This window comes from Aeromonas sp. 2692-1 (assembly GCF_013085505.1).
Taxonomy (GTDB): domain Bacteria; phylum Pseudomonadota; class Gammaproteobacteria; order Enterobacterales; family Aeromonadaceae; genus Aeromonas; species Aeromonas hydrophila.
Map to the genome: position 1 here is coordinate 3,198,780 of NZ_CP038513.1, position 24,466 is coordinate 3,223,245.

At 60.4% G+C, this 24,466-nt stretch carries 18 protein-coding genes; 8 read left to right on the forward strand and 10 right to left on the reverse strand.

The window, feature by feature from the left end; genetic code table 11:
• Window positions 1-323 precede the first annotated feature (323 nt).
• A complete protein-coding gene (gene sstT, locus E5E97_RS15090; RefSeq protein WP_016350568.1) occupies window positions 324-1,574 on the forward strand; it encodes a serine/threonine transporter SstT in 1,251 nt (416 codons plus the stop codon).
• Window positions 1,575-1,992: 418 nt separating this feature from the next.
• On the opposite strand, the gene E5E97_RS15095 is transcribed toward sstT, so the two are convergent.
• The 3 genes from E5E97_RS15095 to pabB all read right to left on the reverse strand — a co-directional run bounded on the left by E5E97_RS15095 (window position 1,993) and on the right by pabB (window position 5,407).
• On the reverse strand, window positions 1,993-3,291 hold the full coding sequence (locus tag E5E97_RS15095; RefSeq protein ID WP_171280501.1) for a serine/threonine transporter: 1,299 nt from the start codon (window positions 3,289-3,291) through the stop codon (window positions 1,993-1,995).
• Window positions 3,292-3,506: 215 nt separating this feature from the next.
• Entirely contained in the window at window positions 3,507-4,073 is a 567-nt protein-coding gene (locus E5E97_RS15100; protein ID WP_011706269.1) for a CoA pyrophosphatase, read from the reverse strand.
• Between the two features lie 47 nt (window positions 4,074-4,120).
• Entirely contained in the window at window positions 4,121-5,407 is a 1,287-nt protein-coding gene (pabB, locus tag E5E97_RS15105) for an aminodeoxychorismate synthase component I (RefSeq protein ID WP_238427548.1), read from the reverse strand.
• Window positions 5,408-5,703: 296 nt separating this feature from the next.
• On the opposite strand from pabB, the gene E5E97_RS15110 reads away from it, so the two are divergent.
• Window positions 5,704-7,227 carry a fumarate hydratase gene (locus E5E97_RS15110; RefSeq protein ID WP_024944465.1) on the forward strand — a complete coding sequence of 508 codons (1,524 nt, stop codon included), beginning with the start codon at window positions 5,704-5,706 and terminating at the stop codon, window positions 7,225-7,227.
• A gap of 400 nt (window positions 7,228-7,627) precedes the next feature.
• Here the strand turns inward: E5E97_RS15110 and E5E97_RS15115 are convergent, their stop codons facing one another.
• A complete protein-coding gene (locus tag E5E97_RS15115) occupies window positions 7,628-8,116 on the reverse strand; it encodes a cell division inhibitor (protein ID WP_045525145.1) in 489 nt (162 codons plus the stop codon).
• A gap of 233 nt (window positions 8,117-8,349) precedes the next feature.
• On the opposite strand from E5E97_RS15115, the gene E5E97_RS15120 reads away from it, so the two are divergent.
• A complete protein-coding gene (locus E5E97_RS15120; RefSeq protein WP_005300391.1) occupies window positions 8,350-8,547 on the forward strand; it encodes a DUF4250 domain-containing protein in 198 nt (65 codons plus the stop codon).
• A 385-nt stretch (window positions 8,548-8,932) separates the two neighbouring features.
• Window positions 8,933-11,407, forward strand: coding sequence for a glycogen/starch/alpha-glucan phosphorylase (locus E5E97_RS15125; protein ID WP_171280502.1), 2,475 nt, complete (start codon window positions 8,933-8,935; stop codon window positions 11,405-11,407).
• A 246-nt stretch (window positions 11,408-11,653) separates the two neighbouring features.
• On the opposite strand, the gene E5E97_RS15130 is transcribed toward E5E97_RS15125, so the two are convergent.
• Together E5E97_RS15130 and trxC are read right to left on the reverse strand one after the other, a co-directional pair.
• A complete protein-coding gene (locus E5E97_RS15130) occupies window positions 11,654-13,042 on the reverse strand; it encodes a DASS family sodium-coupled anion symporter (RefSeq protein ID WP_171280503.1) in 1,389 nt (462 codons plus the stop codon).
• A gap of 165 nt (window positions 13,043-13,207) precedes the next feature.
• Entirely contained in the window at window positions 13,208-13,636 is a 429-nt protein-coding gene (gene trxC / locus E5E97_RS15135; protein WP_043122629.1) for a thioredoxin TrxC, read from the reverse strand.
• A 154-nt stretch (window positions 13,637-13,790) separates the two neighbouring features.
• Between trxC and E5E97_RS15140 the strand changes: the two genes are divergently transcribed.
• The 4 genes from E5E97_RS15140 to E5E97_RS15155 all read left to right on the forward strand — a co-directional run bounded on the left by E5E97_RS15140 (window position 13,791) and on the right by E5E97_RS15155 (window position 20,978).
• Window positions 13,791-16,619, forward strand: a complete 2,829-nt coding sequence (locus tag E5E97_RS15140) for a response regulator (RefSeq protein WP_171280504.1) — start codon at window positions 13,791-13,793, stop codon at window positions 16,617-16,619.
• A gap of 141 nt (window positions 16,620-16,760) precedes the next feature.
• Complete coding sequence (locus E5E97_RS15145; protein WP_118881320.1) at window positions 16,761-18,497, forward strand: ABC transporter transmembrane domain-containing protein; 1,737 nt, start codon at window positions 16,761-16,763, stop codon at window positions 18,495-18,497.
• Window positions 18,498-18,606: 109 nt separating this feature from the next.
• Window positions 18,607-20,358, forward strand: coding sequence for an ABC transporter transmembrane domain-containing protein (locus E5E97_RS15150; protein WP_171280505.1), 1,752 nt, complete (start codon window positions 18,607-18,609; stop codon window positions 20,356-20,358).
• 146 nt (window positions 20,359-20,504) lie between these two features.
• Window positions 20,505-20,978, forward strand: coding sequence for a DUF4442 domain-containing protein (locus tag E5E97_RS15155; RefSeq protein WP_005300417.1), 474 nt, complete (start codon window positions 20,505-20,507; stop codon window positions 20,976-20,978).
• Window positions 20,979-21,127: 149 nt separating this feature from the next.
• Here the strand turns inward: E5E97_RS15155 and ybcJ are convergent, their stop codons facing one another.
• The 4 genes from ybcJ to E5E97_RS15175 all read right to left on the reverse strand — a co-directional run bounded on the left by ybcJ (window position 21,128) and on the right by E5E97_RS15175 (window position 24,180).
• Entirely contained in the window at window positions 21,128-21,361 is a 234-nt protein-coding gene (ybcJ, locus tag E5E97_RS15160) for a ribosome-associated protein YbcJ (protein WP_010674882.1), read from the reverse strand.
• 189 nt (window positions 21,362-21,550) lie between these two features.
• A complete protein-coding gene (locus tag E5E97_RS15165; RefSeq protein WP_043122641.1) occupies window positions 21,551-21,955 on the reverse strand; it encodes a MaoC family dehydratase in 405 nt (134 codons plus the stop codon).
• Window positions 21,952-23,736 (reverse strand): class I poly(R)-hydroxyalkanoic acid synthase, encoded by a 1,785-nt coding sequence (locus E5E97_RS15170; RefSeq protein ID WP_171280506.1) that lies wholly within the window; start codon window positions 23,734-23,736, stop codon window positions 21,952-21,954. The genes E5E97_RS15165 and E5E97_RS15170 overlap by 4 nt, the downstream gene beginning before the upstream one ends.
• A gap of 93 nt (window positions 23,737-23,829) precedes the next feature.
• The gene (locus E5E97_RS15175) at window positions 23,830-24,180 is read right to left on the reverse strand and encodes a phasin family protein (RefSeq protein WP_011706254.1); all 351 of its coding nucleotides are present in this window, start codon (window positions 24,178-24,180) and stop codon (window positions 23,830-23,832) included.
• Window positions 24,181-24,466: the final 286 nt, after the last annotated feature.

Genomic DNA, 24,466 nt, shown 5'->3' on the forward strand with positions numbered 1-24,466 from the left:
GCAAAAACCATCATGATACCACCGCCGGGGAGTGTCTGGATGGCCAAGCGAGGGAAAACGGCATCCATTTGAATGCTGTTGATATTGTGTTATCGCATTGTTGTGGTTTTTTTGTGAGGTAAACCGGATATTTTTCAGTGATTATATGGAAAAAAGCGGTTGCAGATGGGATATTCCTTGTCCGCAATCCCGTGTGTTACCGGACAGGCTCAACAGAAAGCTTGCCGGGACAGATGACGCCAGCCGTGACATGGGTGTCGCCTGGCGTAGCGGTTGCCAACAGGACTAATGATTCACGCACTTCGGTGCTCAGGGACTATTTGATGACACAACAACACCCCCTCGTAAGACTGGTCAACAGTACCAGCCTGGTTAGCCAGATCCTGGTCGGTCTGGTCTTCGGTATCCTCCTTGCCATGTTCATGCCGGAATGGGCCAAAACAGCGGGCCTGCTCGGCAGCCTGTTCGTCGGCGCCTTGAAGGCGGTCGCCCCGCTGCTGGTCTTTGTACTGGTCATGGCGGCGATCATCGGCCACAAGCAGGGCCAGAAGACCAACATGAAACCGATCCTGCTGCTCTATCTGCTGGGTACCTTCCTGGCTGCTGCGGTCGCCGTCGTGGCCAGCTTCCTGTTCCCCTCCAACCTGCATCTGGTGGCCAACAGTGCCGAGATCACCCCGCCGGGCGGCATCACCGAGGTGCTGCAGACCCTGCTGTTCAACGTGGTGACCAACCCAGTCAAGGCGCTGCTGGATGCCAACTACATCGGCATTCTGGCCTGGGCCATCGGCCTTGGCATCGCCATGCGCCACGCCAGCGAGGGAACCAAGGCAGTGATCACCGACCTGTCCCACGGGGTTTCCACCATCGTGAAAGCGGTGATCCGCTGCGCGCCGCTCGGCATTCTGGGCCTGGTTGCTTCCACCCTTGCGGAAACCGGTTTTGACGCCCTGTTCGGCTATGCCCAACTGCTGGTGGTGCTGATCGGCTGCATGCTGTTCATCGCCTTTGTGGTCAACCCGCTGATCGTGTTCTGGAAGATCAAGCGCAACCCCTATCCGCTGGTGCTGACCTGCCTGAAAGAGAGCGGCGTAACCGCCTTCTTTACCCGCAGCTCCGCCGCCAACATCCCGGTCAACATGGCGCTGGCCGAGAAACTGCGCCTGCCGGAAGACACCTATGCGGTCTCCATCCCGCTGGGTGCCACCATCAACATGGCCGGTGCCGCCATCACCATTACCGTGCTCTCCATGGCGGCGGTACACACCCTGGGGATGGAAGTGGATCTGGCCACCGCCATTCTGCTCTCCGTGGTCGCCACCATCAGTGCCTGCGGTGCGTCCGGCGTGGCCGGCGGCTCCCTGCTGCTGATCCCGCTGGCGTGCAGCCTGTTTGGCATCAGCAACGACATCGCCATGCAGGTGGTAGCCGTGGGCTTCATCATCGGGGTACTGCAGGATTCTGCAGAGACTGCCCTGAACAGCTCCACCGATGTGCTGTTCACCGCCGCGGCCTGCATGGCCGAAGATGAAACCCTGCTGGATGCCTCGCCCGTGCCCAACAGCGAAGCCTGATAGCACCGCCTTCACCCCACTGAAAACGCCCTCATTCGAGGGCGTTTTTTATTGTCTGGCGGTCTGGGGGCTGGTCCGGTCCGCATCTGCAGGAGATGAGGGGGCCGGATGAAGTTGATGCAGTGGGCGCATCAAGAGCCCGGAAGAACGCCTTGCCAGGCAGGCTGTGTGGCACCGGCTTGTATAAGGCTGCATGGGGCATGGGTCAGCCATTGTCGGTTGCCGTTCGAGGGAGGATGACGAGAGAAGACGGGGGAATCGTCGGGATGGGGAGCTTGGACGATGTTATGTGAGTGGCGCATCGGCCAACATGCCTGTGCATGCTCGCCTGCTGGAGAGCCATCATCCGCTGCTGTTGGCACCATAAAAAAATGCCAGCCGGTTACCCGGCTGGCATTTTTTCTGGCATGGCCGAGTGTCAGCCGAGCAGTTGGTAGAGGATGGCGGAGATGGCCGCCATTCCCATCACAGCCACGAAGACGTTGCTGATATGGCCCTGATACTTCGCCATGGCCGGCACGCGCTTGATGGCGTACATCGGCATGATGAACAGGATGGTGGCGATGATGGGGCCGCCCATCGACTCGATCATGCCGAGGATGGAGGGGTTGATCACCGCGGTGCCCCACAGGGTCAGGATGAAGAAGGCGATGATGAACATCTCGACCTTCTTGTGGTTCGGCTCCTTGCCGGACTTGCGCAGGTTCTGGACGATCATCCCCTTCAGGCCTTCACGGGCACCCAGGTAGTGGCCGAAGAAGGAGGAGACGATGGCCACGAACGCCACCAGCGGGCCGAAGTAGGAGATGATGGGGCTCGCGTGCTGGTTGGCCAGGTAGGAGAGCACTGCGATGTTCTGGGACTTGGCTTCTGCCAGCTGCGCCGGGGTCAGGCTCATCACACAGGAGAAGACGAAGAACATCACGAAACCGAGCAGGATGGTGGCGGTACGCTTGAGGATGGCGTCAGACTTCTCGACCGCGTGCTCGCCGTGATCGCGGCGCTGGGCCAGCGAGAAGCTGGAGATGGCCGGGCTGTGGTTGAAGGAGAACACCAGCACCGGAATGGTCAGCCATAGGGTGATGGCAAAGTCCTTGCCGGACGGCATCTGGGAGAGGGCCGCGCCGGTCCAGTCCGGGATGAGATAGAAGGAGATCCCCACCAGGATGGCGATGAGTGGGTAGACCAGGAACTCGGTCACCTTCAGCATCAGTTTTTCACCGGCCAGCATCACCGACATCATGCCCATGATCAGCACGATGGAGAGGATCCAGCGCGGGGGCGCCGTCATCTGCAACTGGTTGACCATGAAGCTCTCAACCGTGTTGGTGATGCCCACCCCGTAGATCAGCACGATGGGGTAGATGGCGAAGAAGTAGAGCAGGGTGATCAATTTGCCGGCACCCACGCCGAAGTGCTCTTCCACCACTTCCGTGATGTCGGCATCGGGTCTGCTGGAGGAGAGTACGAAGCGGGCGAGGCCGCGGTGGGCCAGGTAGGTCATGGGGCCGACCAGCAGCGCCATCACCACCAGTGGCCAGAAGCCACCCATGCCGGCGTTGATGGGCAAAAACAGAATGCCGGCGCCGACGGCGGTGCCGAACAGGCTGATCACCCAGCTGGTGTCTTGTTTGGTCCAACCACGCGATTGGATGGAGCGGGTTCCTTGCTCCTGTGAGGTCGCAACGTCCTGTGCGCCGGTGACAGTATTAGACATGTGTCTCACCCCGAATTGTGGTTTTTATTGAATCGGCGCAAGGATACGGTTTTTTTAATCAAAAATGTTGATCAAATTCACCTTTATGGGGCTCAAACCCGCATTCTTTTGTGGAAATGTGATCGAAAGAAGAATTAATCAATTATTTTTTATAAAAACCTACGTTAGTTTAATGTTAATGCGCGAATGTTGCACAATCCTTTGTAGGCAAAATGTTATATGGCAAGTTGCCGAGAGAGTTGGCGGATCATGCTGGCGGTGGCGCCCCAGATGAAGTGGTGCTGCCAGGGGATCCAGTAGATGGTGTGCAGGTGATCGGCTCTGGGAATGGTGAGCGCGATGTGGTGGCGTGGATCCAGCAGGTGGTTGAGCGGCACCTCAAAAGCCTGGTCGACCTCGTCCCGGCTCAGGGTGAGCTGATAGTCGGCCGTGACCAGCCCCAGCACCGGCAGCACGTCGTATTGGGAGACGGTGTTGAGGGGCGTGAGGGTACCCAGCACCTCTATTTGGGCAGGGACTATGCCGAGCTCTTCCTGGGTTTCCCGCAGCGCCGTGTGGATCAAGTCCCGGTCGTCTGGATCTTGCCTGCCGCCGGGGAAGCTTATCTGCCCTGCGTGGTGGCGCAGGTGCGGGCTGCGCCGGGTCAGCAGCAGTTGCAGGCCGTCGGCCCGCTCGACCAACGGCAGCAGCACGGCGGCGGGCTTGAGCCCTGCCACCGTCAGCCGGTGGGCGGGGGCGGGGCGTTGCAATAAAAAGCGGGTCAGCAGTTCGGCACGTTCCATCTCGATTCTTCTTCGCTCCAGTTGCTGTGATCCATTTTGTCAGGTTTTCAACGCAGTGTGTCCAGCAGTGGCAGAATGCGGGCCACCTTGTCATAGGTTTCCTGATATTCGTCGTCCACGTCGGAGTCGGCAATGACGCCGCCACCGGCCCAGCAATGGAGCTGGCCCTGTGCGGCGATCAGGGTGCGGATGCAGATGCTGGTATCCATCCGGCCGTGCTGGCTCAGATAGCCGATGCTGCCGCAGTAGGCGTTGCGCCGCTGGGGCTCCAGCTCTTCGATGATCTCCATGGCCCGGATCTTGGGGGCGCCGGTGATGGATCCGCCGGGGAAACAGGCGCGCAGCAGGTCCACCGCCTGCCACTGGGCGTCCAGCTCGCCGTGGATGGTGGACACCAGGTGATGCACCGCCGGAAAAGACTCTACCGCAAACAGGCTGGGCACGCTGACCGAGCCGGGTCGGCTGACCCGGCCGATGTCGTTGCGCAGCAGATCCACGATCATCAGATTTTCCGATCTGTCCTTGTCGGCGCCAGCCAGCTCGAGGGCGCTGGCTTGATCCAGTGCCGGATCGGCCAGTCGCGGGCGGGTGCCCTTGATGGGCTTGGTCTCGATATGGCGCTGGTCGAGCAACAGGAAACGCTCGGGGGAGAGGCTCAATATGGCGCCCTGCGGCAAATGCAGGAAGGCCGAGAAGGGGGCACGGTTGGCCTGTGACAGCGCCTGATAGGCCTGCCACTCGTCGCCCCGATAGGGCGCGCTGAAGCGCTGGGTCAGGTTGATCTGATAGCAGTCCCCGGCGGCCAGATAGGCCTGGACCTTGGCAAACTTGTCACCGTATTGCGCGCGGCTCATGTTGCTCTGCCATCGTCCCTGCAAGGCAAAGGGCTCAGTGGCGGTTGCCTGCTGCGTCTTGAGCCACTGCAGGCGGCGGGCAAGGCCGGCCTCATCGCCCCAGTGCACCAGCTGCCACTCGCCCGTTGCCACGTCCCGCAGCAGGGCCCAGTCATAAATGCCGACTGCCATGTCCGGGATGGTCACGTCACGGGCGGCCAGGCTCGGCAGACGCTCGAAACGGCGGCCCAGATCATAACCAAACAGGCCGAGAGCACCGCCGATGAAGGGCAGGGGGGTCGCTTGACTGATGACCTCTCCCAGCAGGGCGTGTTGGCGTTGGGCCAGCAGCGTCAACGGATCATCTTCATGGGATTCGTGCTGATCTCCCTGCGCGATGTGGGTCAGCGCTCCCTCGGTCTGCAAAGTGGCCAGCGGATCGGCGGTGATGATGTCAAAGCGGTTGTCCGCTCCCAGCGGGCCGGCGGATTCCAGCAACATGGCCCAGGGCAGATGATGAAGGCGTGCGAACAGGGCATGGAGCGCCGTCTGGTGATCAAAATGGTGGATATGCAGCGTTGGTTTCATTTTTTGTTACACAGGCAACAGTTTACAGCCTGCTCCCTAGCCGGTACGGGGGTGGCAAGCGTATCATAGCCGCCGGAATTTTTAGAAAAAACACGCCGTTGTCTTATCGGGCCGACAGGCAAGCCGCCTGGCACCACCCCACCGAAGCACGGCTCATATGGAAGCCCTTGCTCTGCATCGAGCCGGAGACAAGGACCAGTGAGGATGATATGAGCATCATTAAAAAACAGGATTTTATCGATTCCATCGCCGACGCCCTGCAGTACATCTCCTACTACCACCCCCTCGATTTCGTGCAGGCCGCCAAGGCTGCCTATGACCGCGAGATCAACCCGGCCGCCAAGGATGCCCTGGCCCAGATCCTGATCAACTCCCGCATGTCCGCCGAAGGGCATCGCCCCTTGTGTCAGGATACCGGCATCGTCACCTGCTTCGTCAAGATCGGCATGCAGGTGCAGTGGGACAGCGACATGACGGTACAGGAGATGGTGGATGAGGGCACCCGCCGTGCCTACACCAATCCGGACAACCCGCTGCGCGCCTCCGTGCTGGCCGACCCCGCCGGCAGTCGCAAGAACACCAAGGACAACGCCCCGGCCGTGGTGCACATCGACATGATCCCGGGTGACAAGGTGGAAGTGAGCATCGCGGCCAAGGGCGGCGGCTCCGAGAACAAGTCCAAGATGGTGATGCTCAACCCCTCCGACGACGTGGTGGAGTGGGTGCTCAAAACCGTGCCGACCATGGGCGCCGGCTGGTGTCCACCCGGCATGCTGGGGATCGGCATCGGTGGTACTGCCGAGAAGGCGGCTGTACTGGCCAAAGAGGCCCTGATGGAGCATATCGACATCCAAGAGCTGATCGCCCGTGGTCCGGAGACCACCGAAGAGAAGCTGCGGGTCGAGCTCTACGACAAGGTCAACAAGCTGGGGATCGGTGCCCAAGGGCTCGGCGGTCTCACTACCGTGCTGGATGTGAAGGTGAAATCTGCGCCGACCCACGCGGCCTCCAAGCCGGTGGTGATGATCCCCAACTGCGCGGCTACCCGTCACGTGCACTTCGAACTGGATGGCTCCGGCCCGGCCGAGCTGACCCCGCCGAAGCTGGAAGATTGGCCGGAGATCACCCGCTCGGCCGGCGGCAACGTGCGCCGTGTCAATGTCGACGGCATCACCAAGGCAGAGCTTGCCAGCTGGAAGAGCGGGGATACCGTGCTGCTCTCCGGCAAGATCCTGACCGGTCGCGATGCCGCTCACAAACGCATTGCCGACATGCTGAAAAAAGGCGAGGGGCTGCCGGAAGGGGTCGACTTCACCAACCGCTTCATCTATTACGTCGGCCCGGTCGATGCCGTGCGTGACGAAGTGGTCGGCCCGGCCGGCCCGACCACCTCCACCCGGATGGACAAGTTCACCGACATGATGCTGGGAGAAACCGGCCTTATCGGCATGATCGGTAAATCCGAGCGAGGCCCCAAGACGGTCGAGAGCATCAAGCAGCACCAGGCTGTCTATCTGATGGCCGTCGGCGGCGCCGCCTATCTGGTGGCCAAGGCCATCAAGAAGGCGCGGGTTGTGGCCTTTGCCGACCTGGGTATGGAAGCCATCTATGAGTTCGAGGTGGAAGACATGCCGGTGACCGTGGCGGTCGACTCTCAGGGCAACAATATCCATGAGACTGGCCCGGCTTACTGGTCTGCCAAGATTGCCGAGCTCGACGGCAAACTGGCGTGAGCGAAAGCTGTTTGATGGCTGTTCACTCACGGTCTTGAGACTTGTCTCGAGGCTCAGCGTAAACAGACGCGGCGCATGACTATTATCGATACCACCGTTATACCGCTGCAGCCATGGTAGACAGAACGAAGGCGACCCCAGGGTCGCCTTCTCTTTTGGCCTGCGTGCAGTCGCATTAGTGCCAACTGCCAACTGCCAACTGTGCTCGGTGCGAGGGGCTCTGCGCCTTGTTTTCAATGCCGGCCTCCACTTCCGTCTGTCGGCAGGCACTTGCCGCTGTTGTCTGATGGCTGCAGGGCTCTTGTCACTCAGTGATTGCTGGGCTGTTCAGCGCCAACGAAAAGCCCGTTCAACTCAGCAGCCAATCCTGCAAGGCGTCTCCTCGCACTCTTGGTACCTGTCAGTGGTTGAGATAGACATCCTGCCCGCCATAGACCAGTGAACCACTGTGGACGGGAGAGGATGCGGCCGGCTCGAAGAAACGGGTCAGTACCCCGCAGCGTTGCCCCAACTTGCTCAACTTGGCGCGATCCAGCATGACCTGTTCCGGCAGCCAGGTCAGCACGGCGGCGCAGCGGCCGTTGCCCAGACTCTGTTCCAGCGTCCGCTGCCAGTTTTTGATCTTGGGGCTGTGCAGCACCAATACTCTGGCGGGATTGATCCCCTGTGCCTGCAACTGCTTGGCTACTGGCAGACCGGGTGGCGCAATCAACAGGATCCAGCCGGTATCGCCATGGCTCAGTCTCACCAGCTCATCAAGCAGCGGGGCTTCATGGGCAATCGTTGCGCTGTAACGCTCATCATCCATGTTGCCTTGATGCCGGGTGGGCCAGGGATTGCTCATACCGGCTGAGGTGGTGATGGGGTGCTGACTCATGGGCTGGCTCATATGTTTGTCCTGTATGAATAACCATGCTGTATACGTATACAGTAGTTTCTGTTGGTGCCAGTGACAAGCCATTTGTGCTCTAAAATGTGATCAAATTGGCAGTGGGTGAGTCTATAGTATTGATTATAAAGGTTATTTATTTGGTGTTGGCGGTGAGTGTTTTTTAGCCTATGGACAAAGCAGGAGGGGACGCCCATGGTTATACAGTATGTCTTGCACAGAGGAGAGATGAGATGGACGTCAGCACCTTGCAACGACTGGATGCCAATATCCTGCTCGGGATCATCAATGAGAAGCTGCGGCTGGAGTGTGACGGGCTGGAAGAGTTGCTGGCCTACTACGACATGACGGAGGATCAGCTGGCTACCCGCTTATTGCAGATAGGCTATCACTATGACCCCATGAGCAACCAGTTCAAGGCCCATGGTTGACCCGCAGAAATCAACTGCACAGCCTTGGTCTTTGCTTTTCATGAACAGCGCACATTGAAATCGTTTTCAATGTGCGCTGAATTTTCAGTTATTTTCAAGGATTTTCAGCGCTTGGCAATCATTGAAAACCTATTCACGTATTTATATTTTCATGAAGAGATTAACTATATGATTTTTAATGAAATTGAAGATTCATAATGGCAGGTTTCAGGAAAGGGTTTTCAAGCTTGAACTGTCATTTTTATGCGTTAAAGTGTGACTTGCGTTAACTTTTAAACCAGCGGCTTTAGCTAGTATGCCCACGCCGGAACATATTCTGAGATAACAACAGCGCCGGTCCCTGATGGGATAACAATTTATTATTCTGTAACGAAGGAAATGGTTTATGGCTACCAAGAAGAAGACAGACCAGGATCTCCAACTGGATAAAGATCAGCTCAAGGCGAGTATCGTGCGTCACCTGCGTTCTACCTTGGGTACAAGCGAACAGAAAGCCTCGCCAGAAGCGTGGTGGAAAGCGACCGCAGCCGCCGTCAACGAACAGGTGTACGAGCGCCTGACCCGTACTCAGCAGACTCACTTCAAGAAAGATACTCGTGCGATTCACTATCTCTCTGCTGAATTCCTGATGGGGCGTCTGACCTCTAACAACCTGCACAACCTCTCTCTATACAAAGTTTGCGAAGAGGCGCTGGGTGAACTCGGCCTGGAACTGACCGATCTGTGTGAACAAGAGCCCGACATGGCGCTCGGTAACGGCGGTCTGGGCCGTCTGGCCGCCTGCTTCATCGATTCCCTGGCGACCCTGAACTACCCGGCGGTCGGTTATGGTATCCACTACGAGCACGGCCTGTTCCGTCAGGAAATTCAGGATGGCCGCCAGATTGAGCGCCCTGACTCCTGGCGTGAATATGGCAACCCCTGGGAGATCTGCCGCCCGGAATCCGTGCAGGAGATCCCGCTCTACGGCTATGTCGAGACCGTGTTTGGTGACAACGGTGGCCTCAAGAAGGTGTGGCACGCCGGCCGCAAGATCAAAGGGGTGCCTTGGGATATCCCGGTGGTCGGCTTTGGCGGTCATACCGTCAACATCCTGCGCCTGTGGGAATCCCGCGCCTCCGAGTTCTTTGACTGGGACGTGTTCAACGCCGGTGGCTACATCGATTCCCAGGCGGAGAAAGCCCAGGCCGAGACCATCTCCAAGGTGCTCTATCCGAACGATGAGACCGATGCGGGCAAAGAGCTGCGCCTGATCCAGCAGTACTTCTTCTGTGCCTGCTCCATCAAGGACATCATGCGTCGCTACAAGCGGGTGCATGGCGCCGACTTCAGCAACTTTGCCGCCCAGATTGCCATCCAGCTCAACGATACCCACCCCACCGTGGCCATCCCGGAACTGATGCGGGTGCTGGTGGACGAAGAGGGGCTGACCTGGGACTCGGCTTGGGCCATCAGCTATCAGGTCTTCTCCTACACCAACCACACCCTGCTGCCGGAAGCGCTGGAGAAGTGGTCGGTCAGCCTGTTCGAGAAGGTGCTGCCCCGTCATCTTGAGGTGATCTACGAGATCAACGCCCGCTTCCTGAGTGAGCTGGTTGAACCCAAGTGGCCGGGTAACGACGCCATCAAGGCCAAGCTCTCCATCATCGAAGAGGGTGATGTGCGCAAGGTGCGCATGGGCAACCTGTGTGTCATTGGCTCTTCCAAGGTGAACGGTGTGGCCGAGATCCACTCCAAGCTGGTGAAGGAAGACCTGTTCCCCGAGTATGCCGAGCTGTGGCCCCAGAAGATGTGCAACGTCACCAACGGGGTGACCCCGCGTCGCTGGCTGCTGGCTTGCAACCCGGAACTTGCCGAACTCTACAACGAGGTGGTGGGCAAAGAGTGGCCGCTGCAGCTCGACAAGCTGCGCAGCGTGGTCAAGTTTGCCGACGACAAGGCATTCCAGCAGCAGTTCATGACCATCAAGCGCCACAACAAGGAGAAGCTGGTCAAGGTGATCAAGGCCGAAACCGGCATCGAGGTGAGCTCGGAGGCGATCTTCGACGTCCAGATCAAGCGTCTGCACGAGTACAAGCGCCAACAGCTGAACCTTATCCACATCATGGCGCTCTACCGTCGCCTGCTGGCCAACCCGGACTATGACATGCACCCGCGGGTGTTCATCTTCGGCTCCAAAGCGGCGCCCGGGTACAAGCTGGCCAAAGACATCATCTATGCCATCAACAAGCTGGCGGAGCGGGTCAACAACGATGCTCGCATCCAGGGCAAGCTGAAAGTGGTGTTCATGCCGAACTACCGGGTGAGCCTCGCCGAGAAGCTGATCCCGGCGGCGGATGTCTCCGAGCAGATCTCCACCGCCGGCTATGAGGCCTCCGGTACCGGCAACATGAAGATGGCGCTCAACGGTGCCATCACCATTGGCACGCTGGACGGCGCCAACATCGAGATCGCCGAAGAGGCGGGAGCCGAGAACTGCGCCATCTTCGGTCTGAACGTGGACGAAGTGAAGGCATTGAAGGGCCGCGGCTACAACCCGTACGATTTCTACTATGCCAACTCCGAGCTCAAGGCCGTGCTGGACTGGTTTGATACCGACTACTTCACGCCGGGTCGTCCGGGCGAGCTCTCCTCCATCAAGCGCTCCTTGCTGGAAGGAGGGGATCCCTACCTGACCCTGGCCGATTTCGCCTCCTACTCGGAAGCCCACAAGCTGATCGATACCTGGTATCGGGATCCGGCTCTGTGGGCGAAGAAGGCCATCATCAACTCGGCCACCATGGGCAAGTTTAACTCCGATCGCTCCATCCAGGACTATGTGGATCGCATCTGGCAACTGAAACCCTGCAGCATCGGCTGATGAGACGGTAAACCAGTAAACCCCCGCCATGCGGGGGTTTTTTATTTTGAGTGGGCGGTGTTGGTGATGGGGGATTGAGAAAAAGAGAGTACAAGAGGGAAGCGTCAAACCAGAACCTTCACCATACGGCTCTTTTGGCTGAGAACAGTGGCTGTTCACAGGTGGTGAACGGGTGAGTGTTTGGCCGAGACTGCATGCAGAAGAGGCAATAAAAAGGCCCCGTCAGGGGCCTTGGTTCTCGGCATATCAGTGCAGTATGTCACCCATGAAGTAGGCGAGCAGGGTCAGAATGACGGTGAAGACCAGGTTCAGCACCAGGCCGGCCCGCATCATCTCACGCTGCTTGATATGACCGCTGGCGAACACGATGGCGTTGGGCGGGGTGGCCACCGGCAGCATGAAGGCGCAGGAGGCACCAACGGCGATCAGCACGGAGACGACGATGGGCGATACGCCCAGCGCCTGGGCAACCCCGGCAAACAGCGGCACCAGCAGGGCGGCGGTGGCGGTGTTGGAGACCAGCTCGGTCAGGAACACCACGAACGCGGCCAGACAGAGCAGGATGATGAAGATCGGCATGGTGGCCAGACCGTTGGAGAGGTGCTCCGCCAGGAAGGCGTTGGCCCCGGTCTGTTTGAGGATGGCGCTTAAGGTGAGACCGCCACCAAACAGCATCAGCACACCCCAGTCGGTGTTCTGGTTGATGTCATCCCAGCTGGCCACCCGGCTGATGGCAATGGCCACGATGGCACCCATGGCGATCAGGGTATCGAACTGGGGAATGCCTCCCAGTGCCTTGGCAATGGGCTGGGAGCCGATCCACAGCAGTACTGTGGTCAGGAAGATGAGCAGGGTGATCTTGCGTTGACCGGTCCACTGGATGGTGACCTGCTCGGTGCTGACCTGATGGGAGAGGTTGGGACGGGTCACCATATAAAGCAAGCCGATGCCCACCGGCATGAAGATGAGTACCACCGGGATGCCGAACTTCATCCAGTCGGTGAAACCCAGCCCCATCTGGGCAGCTGCGATGGCGTTGGGCGGGCTGCCGACCAGGGTGCCTATGCCACCGATGCTGGCGCTGTAGGCAACCCCAAGCAGGACGAAGACCAGGGTACGGCGCTCCTTGTGGGCATCGAGACCTTTCAGCATGCCGAGAGCCAGAGGCATCATCATGGCGGCGGTGGCGGTGTTGCTGATCCACATGGAGAGGGCGGCCGTGATGGTGAAGAGCACGATGGCGGCCCAGCCGAGGTGGCCTCTGGCAAGCTGCATCACCTTGGCAGCGATCTGGGTATCCAGCCCCTGTTTGGAGAGTGCAGCGGCCAGTGCAAAGCCGCCGAAGAACAGAAACAGCACCGGGTTGGCGAAGTCAGTCAGCGACTTGCTCATGTCAAAGACCCCGAGCAGGGTGGCAAGTACCGGGATGGAGAGAGCCGTGATGGTGATGTTGATTGCTTCAGTCAGCCAGAGGATGGCGATGAAGACCAGGATCCCCAGCCCCTTGTTGACGTTGGGGTCAAAGGGGAGCCAGGCCAGCATGGCACAGAGCAGCAAGACATCCAGGATGACGATCCCGGATTTGATGTCCAGCCAGCGTGATGGGGTAGTGGAGGGTACTGCAGATGTGTGCATATTGTTCTCTCGGTTAATTTATGGTTGTTGTTGTGTTGCCGAGATTACATTCATCCCCCCGTTTGAAACAGGGGGAACTGGTCAAAGCATGCCGGGACTCACAGAGTCAAGGTAAATGAAAACATTAAATAAACACAAATTAAACATATTGGTATCATTTGTGGCCTAGATGAAGCTGTGCAACCACTCCTTGAACAGACTGGGAGGAAGGGAGCCACTGCGCTGTGCCACCATCTTGCCCTGCTTGAAGACCATCAGGGTGGGAATGCTGCGAATGGCGTAACGGGCCGCAATGGCGGCTTGTTGCTCGGTATCGACCTTGACGAAGCGGAGTCTTGGTTCAAGTTCACTGGCAACTTGTTGAAAAACAGGTGAAAATTGAAGGCATGGTCCGCACCAGCTGGCCCAGAAGTCGACCACGACCGGGATGTCGGACTGGATCAGGGTATTGAACTGCTGCTCCTGGCCGTTGACCGGGGTGGTGGCGAACAGCCCGCTCTTGCAGCGGCCGCATTTCGCGTTTGAATCCACTTTTTCTTCAGGCAGGCGGTTCCTGGTGAAGCAATGGCTACAATAGGTAGTGATAAATGACATAATTGATTCCTGTATGCATAAGCCCTGCAACATCTTATTGCACTGACAGGGCAGAGTAACGGTAACATAGTAGTCAGTTATCTTTCACAGCCAGTTATCCTGTGTCGACATGATGTCGGTGGATGCGTGGCCATGACATGAGAATCGAGACGGGATGAATAATGTGACACGGGTCAATCGTGTTGTGCTTAGCCTGATCATCGTATCGCTGCTGGCGTTTTCCGGCTATTGCTGGCAGCTGCTCAGCCAGCAGCAGAAGGCCTCCGAGCTCAGCGTTGCCGCAGAGTTGATCCTCAACCGGGTCAATACCGACACCGTCTATCTGCTTGGCCGCGAGAAGGCCAACGACGGCAACGTACAACAACGTCTCAACCAGTTGTCGAGCAACCTCGACAGCTTCGTGCGGCAGGTGCGCAACGATCCCGACTCTGCCGACAATCCCCACTCCCAATCCCTGTTGCATGACATCGACAGCTATTTGCTCGACTTGGCCAAGCTTTATTCCATGGAGATGGCGATCGAGTACATAGAGCAGCCGTTTCAAAAGCAGCTCAACGGCTTGCTGGCCACCTTGCCGGCAGACTCTCCGCTTGCCATCGACCTGACCGAGCTGGCCCAGCTCAGTCACTACCTCAAACGCAGCTGGGACAAGGGCGAGCAGCTGCGGCTGCAGGCCCTGCAGCGCCGCCTCAAGACGGCCTATCCCGCCAATCCCGAAGTGGCGGGGCTGGCCCAGCTGAGCGAGGATGTCAGCCATCAGGTGGTGGAGTACCACGTGCTGCGCAACCAGGTCATCGACATGCACGAACTGGAGGGGCTGTCACTCTGGAAGCAGAGCAAGATGGAGCAGGCCTCCTCCCTCAAGAGCCGCTTCTATCTGATGGTATTGGGGGGGGCCATGCTCTGTTTCGGGCTGGTGGCGGTGACCCTGTGGCGGCGCAACCAGAAGCTGAGCGAGCTGTCGCGCCAGACCGGCTTGCTGGCCCAGGCCAAGAGCGACTTTCTGGCCAACATGAGCCACGAGATCCGCACCCCCATGAACGCCATCATCGGGTTCAGCTCGCTGGCACTGCAGACCGAGCTGGATCAGCAGCAGCGGGATTATCTCAGCAAGATCAAATCTTCGTCGGATACCCTGCTGCTGCTCATCAACGACATTCTGGATCTGACCAAGGTGGAGTCCGGCAAGCTGACCCTGGAGGAGATCGACTTCGATCTGAGCGAGCAGATCGACTCGCTGGCCGGCATGTTTGCCGACCTGGCCGAGCGCAAGCAGGTCGAGGTCATCATCAACAAGTCGCCGGCCGTGCCGGATTTTCTGCGCGGCGATCCGCTGCGCCTCGGCCAGGTGCTGGTCAATCTGGTCAACAACGCCATCAAGTTTACCGAGCGGGGCGAGGTGGAAGTAGCCATCACCCTGGTCAACCAGCACCCCATGCAGGTGCGTTTCAGTGTGCGTGACACCGGTATCGGCATCGCCGAGGAGAAACAGGCCCAGCTGTTCCAGCCCTTCACCCAGCTGGAGGCAGGCAATACCCGCAAATACGGTGGCTCCGGGCTGGGTCTGAACATCTCCCAGCGTCTGGTCGAACTGATGGGGGGCCGGATCACGGTGCAGAGCAAGCCGGGAACGGGCTCGGTCTTCCAGTTCGAGATCCCCATGACCAAGGCGGTCTACGGCGTCTCCGGGCGGCGGGTCTTCTTCGAACATCAGCCGCTGGTGCTGGTGATGGATGACAACGAGCTGGTGCTGGATCTGGCCAAGGATATCCTGGGCCGGGCCGGTGCCAGGGTCATGGCGGTCAACAGCCTCTCCCGGGCTCGCCAGGTGCTGCGGGAAGAGGGGCAGAATATCCGGCTGGCCATTCTGGACTGGCGCATGGGGCAGGAAGACGGGCTGGATCTGGCGCTCGAGATGTATCAGCACAGCCAGTGGCGCCGTCTGCCGATCCTGATGACCAGTGCCTGGGCCAAGGAGGGGCTGCATGGGCGGATGGAGAGCATGGGATTGACCCACTTCCTGCCCAAGCCGATGACCGAGAATGCCCTGCTGGCCAAGGTGGACGAGCTGCTCAACGGCAGCTCCCACGATCAGCAGTTCCGCCAGGCCGAGGCGCAGGGGGATCAGCAGCATTTTCGCGAGCTGCTGCAAGGCATCCGGGTACTGCTGGCCGAGGACAACCGGGTCAACCAGCAGCTCATCATCGAATACCTGCGCCGGGTCGATGCCCTGGTGACCGTGGTGGGCAACGGTCGGGAGGCGGTCGAGCGGGTGGCCGAGCAGCCCTTCGACGTGATCCTGATGGACTTGCAGATGCCGGTACTGGACGGGCTGGATGCCACCCGCCAGATCCGCAAGATGGTCGACAAGCACGATGTCCCCATCATCGCCCTGACCGCCAGCGCCATGCCGGGGGACAGGGAACGTTGCCTCGGAGTCGGCATGAACGGCTATGTCACCAAGCCGGTCAGCAAGCTCGATCTCTACAACAACCTGCTGCAGTGGGTGAAGAGCGCCAGCGGCGAGCGGCGGGTGCCGCTCGAGGTGAAACCGCCCGACCTGATGGGAGTGCTGGATCTGGAGGATGCCCTCAGGCGGCTGGATCTGGAGGATGCCCTCAGGCGGCTGGAGCAGGACAAGGAGGCGCTGCAGATCCTGTTCAAGCTGTTCATGTCGGAGCACAAGGACGACCTGTGGGAGATCCGCTCCGCCCTGCGTCGTCAGCAGCCCGATATCGCCTGCCGGTTGCTGCATACCCTCAAGGGGGTCTCCGCCAATATTTCCGCCTCCCGTCTGCAGATCATGGCCGGTGAGCTGGAGTGGCGGTTGCGCCAGCAGGAGGAGCTGACCGAGCAGGATCTGGAGCAGTTGCAACAGGTGTTCAGTCTGACCCGGGAGGAGGTGTCCCACTTTCTGCTTACCGGAGAGCAGCATGAAACACCGTACGCCGGCTTCGGACAGCGTGATGATCGCTTGTTGTAACAGGTGAAATAGCAATAATTCTCAAGCCGCTTGCTTCAGGCTATCATGACCCCCTCGTATCGCCCCCAGCCGGGGGCGATTGCATTGAGTTTCCCCGTGATGGGCGCCGGCCCTGGGTCGGTCGCGACAAAGGATATCTACGTGAGTGTATTTGCAAGGCTGGGCTGGTTCTTCAAGGAGCAGTGGCGGCGTTACCTGATCGCCATCTCCCTGTTGATGATGGTGGCCCTGTTGACCGTGATCCCGCCCAAGGTGGTGGGCTGGGTGGTGGATGGCATCGCCAAAGGGTCCCTTGATAGTGCAACCCTGACGGGCTATCTGGCCGGGCTGTTCGCTCTTGGTCTGCTCATCTATCTGCTGCGCTACGTGTGGCGGGTCATGCTGTTTGGCGCCTCCTACCGGCTCGCCTATGTGTTGCGCAACCGGCTGTTCAGCCACTTCACCCGCATGAGCCCGGACTTTTATCAGCGCCATCGTACCGGCGATCTGATGGCCCACGCCACCAACGACATCCAGGCGGTGGAGATGACCGCCGGGGAAGGGGTATTGACCCTGGTGGATTCCATCATCGTCGGGGTGCTGGTGCTCTCCATCATGTGCAGCCAGTACTCCTGGCAGCTGACCCTGCTCTCCCTGTTGCCGTTGCCGGTGATGGCGTTTTTCATGAACCGCTTTGGCACCCAGATCTACAAGGAGTTCAAGGCAGCGCAGGGTGCTTTCTCCCGGCTCAACAACAAGACCCAGGAAGCGCTCTCCGGCGTGCGGGTGCTCAAGTCCTATGCGGTGGAATCGCTCGAAGATCGCGGCTTTGCCGAGCTGACCCGGGAGGCGGGCGCCTGCAACATGGCGGTGGCCCGCATCGATGCCAAGTTCGATCCCGTCATCTACCTCTGTATCGGCTGCTCCTACTTTCTAGCGGTGGCGGGCGGCAGCGCCCTGGTGCTGCGTGATGAGTTGACCCTGGGGGAGCTCACCAGCTTCACCATGTACCTCGGTCAGCTGATCTGGCCCATGTTCGCCATCGCCTGGTTGTTCAACATCATCGAGCGTGGCAGCGCCGCCTATTCGCGGATTGAAAGCTTGCTGGCCGAGCGCAGTGACATCGAAGAGCCGGCCCAGCCGGTGGCGCTGGCCTCGGCCTTTCCGCTGCGCGCCGTGGCGCTCAGCTACCAGCTCGAGCAGCGCACTCTGCTGCGCAATGTGGATTTCACCCTGCAAGCCGGCGGCATGCTCGGAGTCGTCGGGCGCACCGGCGCGGGCAAGAGTTCCCTGCTCAAGATGTTGATGCGACTGGCCAACCCCACCGCAGGGGAGATCCGCATGGGGGAGGTGCCCATCTCGCAGCTGGCGCTGGGTGAGCTGCGCGGTCAGTTTGCCTATGTGCCGCAGGAGCCGTTTCTCTTCTCCACCACCATTGCCGCCAACATCGCCCTCGGCCGCCCCGATGCCAGCCGGGAGGAGATTGAGCGGGTGGCGCGCATCGCCTGCGTGCACGACGACATCAGCCGTTTCCCCAAAGGCTATGAGACCGAAGTGGGGGAGAAGGGGGTGACCCTATCAGGCGGTCAGAAACAGCGGCTCGCCATCGCCCGAGCCCTGTTGCTGGAGGCGCCCATCCTGGTGCTCGACGATGCCCTCTCGGCGGTGGATGCCCACACCGAACAGCAGATCCTGCACGCCCTCAAGGCCCACAAGCGCACCCTGATCCTGGTCAGCCACCGGATGACGGCGGTGGAGCAGGCCGACGAGATCCTGGTGCTGGAAGAGGGCTATGTCAGTGAGCGGGGTCGCCACGGCGCCTTGATGGCCCACAACGGCTGGTACGCCGATATGGTGCGTTACCAGCGTCTCGAGCAAGACGTGGAGGAGAGCCTGTGAGCCCACTCATCAAGAGCGCCTTCAGTCGGTGTGGCGCTGACCCCGAGTGCTGGTATGCCGGCCTGGTGCCTCATCATCAGCGGCTGAAACAAGACGTGGAGGAGTACCTGTGAACCCGACCATCAAACGACTGCTCGGGTACTGCGCCCGTTATCCACGCTGGCTCATTCAGGCGGGGATCTGCCTGCTGCTGGCTACTGGCGCCGAAGTGGCCGGTCCCTTGCTCATCAAGCTGTTCATCGACGACTATCTGGCGCCGCGCCAGCTGGTGTGGCCGGCCATCGCGGCCATCGCCGCCGGCTATCTCGGCCTGCAGGTATTGTCTGCGGCCGGTTTTTACCTGCAATCCCTGCGTTTCAACCGCATCGCCCAGGCGGTGGTGCAGCGACTGCGCGAGCAGGTGTTTGCCACCGCCATCCGGCTGCCGGCCCGCTACTTTGACCAGCATCGCTCCGGCTCGCTCATCTCCCGCATCACCAACGACACCGAGGCGATCATGAACCTCTATGTGCAGGTGATCGGGCTGCTGGTGCAGAAGGTGGTGCTGCTGTGCGGCATCCTCATCTCCATGGCGCTGCTGGATCTGCGGCTGATGCTGGTGTGTGCCTGTCTGTTACCGGCGGTGGGTGGCGTGATGTGGCTCTATCAGAAACTGAGCGTGCCCGTTGTGCGGGCGACCCGCAGCCTGCTCTCCGACATCAACAGCCGCCTCAACGAGTCGCTGCAGGGGATGCCGGTCATCCAGGCCATGGTGCAGGAGCGCCATTTCGCCAACGCCTTTGCCGAGGTGAACCAGCAGCACTGGGCGGCGCGCCTCAAGAGCCTCAAGATCAACGGCATCCTGCTGCGCCCGCTCATCGATCTCTTCTACATGATGGTGCTGATCGGCCTGTTGGCGCTGTTTGCCCGCGAGGGGCTGAGTGCGGAGGGCGCCATCCAGGTGGGGGTGCTCTACGCCTTCATCAGCTATTTGGGGCGGATGATCGAGCCGCTCATCGAGATGACCAACCAGCTCAACCAGCTGCAGCAGGCCATGGTGGCCGGGGAGCGGGTCTTTGCCCTGCTCGATGAAGAGCGCGAGAGCACCGAGGGCGAGATGCGCCCGCTCAAGGGGCAGGTGAGCTTCGAGCGGGTGGGTTTCTCCTACGATGGTGAGCAGCAGGTGCTGCGGGACGTGAGCTTTACCGCCAAACCGGGCCAGATGCTGGCGCTGGTGGGCCATACCGGCAGCGGCAAGTCCACCATCATCAGCCTGCTGATGGGTTTCTACCCGCTGGATCAGGGCACCATCCGCTTCGATGATCATCCGATGGCGAGCCTGTCGCTCTCGGCGGTGCGTCGCAGCATCGGGCTGGTCCAGCAAGATCCCTTCATCTTCGTTGGGACGTTGGCGGAAAACCTGCGCCTTGGCCGCGACGGTATCGACGAGGCACGGCTGTGGCAGGCGCTGACCGAGGTACAGCTGGCCGAGTTCGTGCTGAGCCTGCCGGAGGGCTTGAACACCCTGATGGAGGAGGGGGGCAAGAACCTTTCCGCCGGTCAACGTCAGCTGCTCTCCTTTGCCCGCGCTCTGGTGGGGGATCCGCGCATCCTCATTCTGGACGAGGCGACCGCCAGCGTGGACTCCCAGACCGAGCTGGCCCTCTCTTCGGCGCTGGCGGCGGCGCGCCGCGGCCGCACCACCATTGCCATCGCCCACCGCCTCTCGACCATCGTCGATGCGGACGAGATCCTGCTGCTCTCGCGCGGTCAGGTGAACGAGCGGGGTAGCCATGGTGAGCTGATGGCGCTGGGCGGCCATTATGCCCAGCTGTTCGAGATGCAGAGCCAGGGGGCCTGGCTGGAAGAGAAGCGGGCCTGATCGCCATAGGAACGAGCAGAGGGAACCCGTGCGGTTCCCTCTTTTTTGATGAGGGGAAATGACGGCAAGCGTGATCCGCGTCCTTGTCGAACGCCAGCCATGCTGGCAACATGTTGTTTACATCAACTCATCGGATCAGTTCGCATATGGATTTGCAACGTTTGAAGGCCAACCTGGCGCTGCGGCTCTTTGCCTGGCGCTACATCCCCGTCATCGGATTTTGTGCCCCGGTCATCGAAGAGATGAGCGCCAAGGCGCTGCGCATTCGCATTCCGCTCGGCTGGCGCACCCGCAACCACCTGGGCAGCATGTACTTCGGCGCGCTGGCGACCGGCGCCGATCTGGTGGGCGGTCTGCTGGTGATGGAGAAGGGGCGGCAGCGGCGCAAGAAGGTACACTTCGCCTTCAAGGATGTGCAGGGGGAGTTTCTGAAACGGCCCGAGGGGGATGTGCAGTTTGACTGCGCGGCCGGGGAGGAGATCGACGCCATGATCGACGAGTCGCTGGCGAGCGGTCAGCGCATCAACCGCCCCATCCAGGTGGTGGCCACCTGTCCGTCGCTGAACGGGGATGAGGCGATGGCGCGCTTCGTGCTGACTCTGTCGATCAAAGCCAGCTGAATGCCAAAGGGCGCGTCGGCGCCCTTATTCAAGCAAGGTCAGAGGATCTCGGGGCTGATGCCTTCTTTCACGACCACCTTCATGCCGTTGAAGTTGACTATCAGCTTGGCCACTGTGCTGGGTAGCGCTTGCGTGGCAGAGCGTCGGGATCAGAGGATCTCGGGGCTGACACCTTCTTTCACCACGACCTTCATGCCGTTGAAGTTGACCACCTGCTCGGCCACGATCTTGCAGCGCTTGCGGGTCTCGACCTGACCGTCCACCTCTACCAGCCCTTCGGCGACCAGCGCCTTGGCCGCACCGCCACAATCGGCCCAACCCTGATGTTTGATAAGGTCGCACAAGGCAACGAAGGGGTGGCCTTCGAGCAGAAACGTCTCCATGGGAAATCCTCTAGTGGATGAATGGCTGAAACAGCAGGGCGGTTATTCTAGGCAGTTCGGGCCGTCAAGGAAAGGGCAAGGGGATATGTCTGCGGGCAATTGTGGCTTGCAAGACCATTTTGGGGGCGCACACCATAGCAGTCAGCCCGGCAGTGGCCGGGCTGACTGAGATCATGGGGCAAACTGCTTTCAGCCGAACTTCACCACGGCTTCACCGCTGACGGCGATGGTGCCGGTTGCCGTCAGGATACGGGTGGCCAGGGTGATGACGGGCTTGTCGCTGCGCAGGGCGATGATCTCCACCTCTGCCGTCACCTCATCCCCCACAAACACTGGCTGCTTGAAGGCGAGGCTCTGACCGAGATAGACGGTGCCCTTGCCCGGCAGCTGCTGGCCCAGCAGCCCCGAGAAGAGGCTTGCCAGCAGCATGCCGTGCACGATGGGGCGCTCGAACGGCGTTGTAGCGGCGAAGGCGGGATCCAGGTGCAGCGGATTGAAATCCTCCGACAACCCGGCAAACGCCTCGACCTCTGCCGCACCGAACCGCTTGGTCAGGCTGGCCTGTTGGCCCACCTCGAAGGGAAGCGTGCTCATGCTGGCTCCTCCTCGGGGGTCTGGGTAAAGACCGGGTTGAGCCGTACCTTGACGTAGCTGCCGGGGGCCGCTTCCAGCCCTTCGCTCGGGATGCGGGCAGGGAGGGGGGCGGGATCCTCTTCCCGGCTCTGGATGAAGGCTGCCATCTGCGGCCACCAGGAGCCGGGGGTGTGGCTTGCGCCGGCGAGCCACGCCTCGGGGCTGGCGGCCTCGGTGTCGTTCTGCCAGAAGCCGTACTTGTTGGCGTCCGGCGGATTGACGATGCCGGCGATGTGGCCCGATTCAGCCAGGATGAAGCGCTGCTCGCCACCGAACAGCTTCATGCCCTGCCAGGTCCCTTGCCAGAGGGCGATGTGATCGTCCATGGCCGAGACTAGCAGCACCGGGGTCTTCACCTTGCCGAGATCGATGCGGGTGTGGCGGATCTTGAACTCCCCCTTCACCAGCTGGTTCTCCAGATAGAGCCGGCGTAGCAGGCTGCTGTGGGTCTTACCCGCCACGTTGGTGCTGTCGCTGTTCCAGTGCAGCAGATCGAACGCCACCGGGCTCTGCCCCTTGAGGTAGCTGTCGATGTAGTAATTCCAGTAGAGGCTGTTCTCCCGCAGCAGGCTGAAGGAGACCGCCAGCTGGCGCCCGTCCATGATGCCCTTGGCTTCGTTCTGGGCTTCCAGCGCCGCAATGATGGGCTCGTGGATGAAGATGCCAAGCTCCCCCGGCTGGGAGAAGTCGAGCAGGGTGGTGAACAGGGTGGCGGATCGAACCCGCTGCTTCTGGCGTCTGGCAGCCAGCCAGCCCATGGCCAGGGAGAGGGCGGTACCGCCGATGCAGTAGCCGATGCCGTGCACTTCCCGCTCGCCGGTGGCCGCCTCCACGCCATCCAGCGCGGCGATGACGCCGTCCACCACGTAGTCGTCGAGATCGATGTCGGCCTGGGCCGGACCCGGGTTGCGCCAGGAGATCATGAACACCGTCTGGCCCTGGGCGACCAGCCAGGCCACCAGGGAGTTCTGGGGCCGCATGTCCAGGATGTAGTACTTGTTGATGAAGGGCGGCACGATCAGCACCGGCGTCCTGGCCACCGTTTCCGTGATCGGGCTGTACTGAATGAGCTCATACAGCTCGGTGCGCTGCACCACCCGGCCCGGCGTCAGCGCCAGATCCCGCCCCAGCTCGAAGGCGGACTCGTCGGTCAGCCGGATGTTGAGCTGATCGGCGCTGCGCTCGAGATCTTCGGCCAGCAGCGCCAGTCCACGCACCAGATTCTGGCCGTCAGACTCCAGGGTCAGCTTGAGCAGCTCCGGGTTGGTGGCCAGAAAGTTGCTTGGCGCCATGGCGTTGATGTACTGGCGGGTAAAGAAACGCAGCCGCTCCCGGCTCTTCTGGGGCACCCCCTCGAGGGCATCCACCGAAGCCAGCAGGTGCTTGGCGGTCAGCAGATAGGATTGTTTGAGGTAGTCATAGATGGGCTGCTCGCTCCAGGCCTCGGCCTTGAAGCGGCGATCGCTGCGCTCGGGGGCGATGAGCGGTTCGCTCTGCTGGCCTGCGCTTTTGAGCAGGGTGTGCTGCATCAGCTTGAGCTGATCCTGCCACCAGTTCATCTGGGCATTGATCAGTTGCCAAGGCTGCTGGCTACCCTGTTCCAGCACCTGGCCGAGATCGTCGAGATTGGTCTGCAGCAGGGCTTGGGCCGTGCGCTCGGTCTGCGCCTTGGCCATGTCCAGCAGCTTGTCGTTGTAGTGGGCCAGGGCCTCGAACAGCGGGCCGTAAGATGATTGGCTCATGTTCTCTCCTTCACCCATCCCCGGCGCAGGGCGAGCCTGTCGTGACGGAGCATGGGGAGATGTGGCTGCCCGTCGCGGGCAGCCAGGGGGATATCAGGCCTTGCCCGTGCTCTTTTTGATGCCGTCGGCAGCCAGGGCATCGAGGTCGTCCTTGAACTGCTGGCCGAGGGTGTTGAGCTTCTGGATGTCGTCCAGCATCTGGCGGGAGAGCTGGCTGGCGGTCTCCAGCTGGACGGTGCCGAGGGCCGCCAGGCTCTGGGCATCCTGCACCTTGCCGGCGGCCTGCAGCTGGTTCAGTCCCAGCTCGGCATAGGCGTTGGCGGAGGCCAGCTGCAGCCGGGTCAGCTGTTCGATGTTGCTGGCCAGCAGCTGGTTGTAACGGGTGAGGGGGGCGGCAAAGCCTTGCATCTGCTCGGTAAAGGTCTTGATTACGTCCATATTCATCGCGTGTCTCCGTGGTTGGCAGAAGGGTATTGCAAAAGGCCGATGGGCCCATTCTTCGGTTACATCCGTTCGACTACATCCTTAAAGTCGTCACGTGTCGTTTGCTCTGTTCAAACGCACGTTTAGGCATTGTGTTACCAAATGAGGCTTGATGTAAATAATATAAATGTTAATTTTTGGCGAAATATTGATGCTGGTCTGTCCAGTTTGGCTGGCCCGATTCAGACGAGGGGTGACGCAGCCACGTCCGTCGGGTCTCGTTCCCAGGCCGCGGGGCTGATAGGCT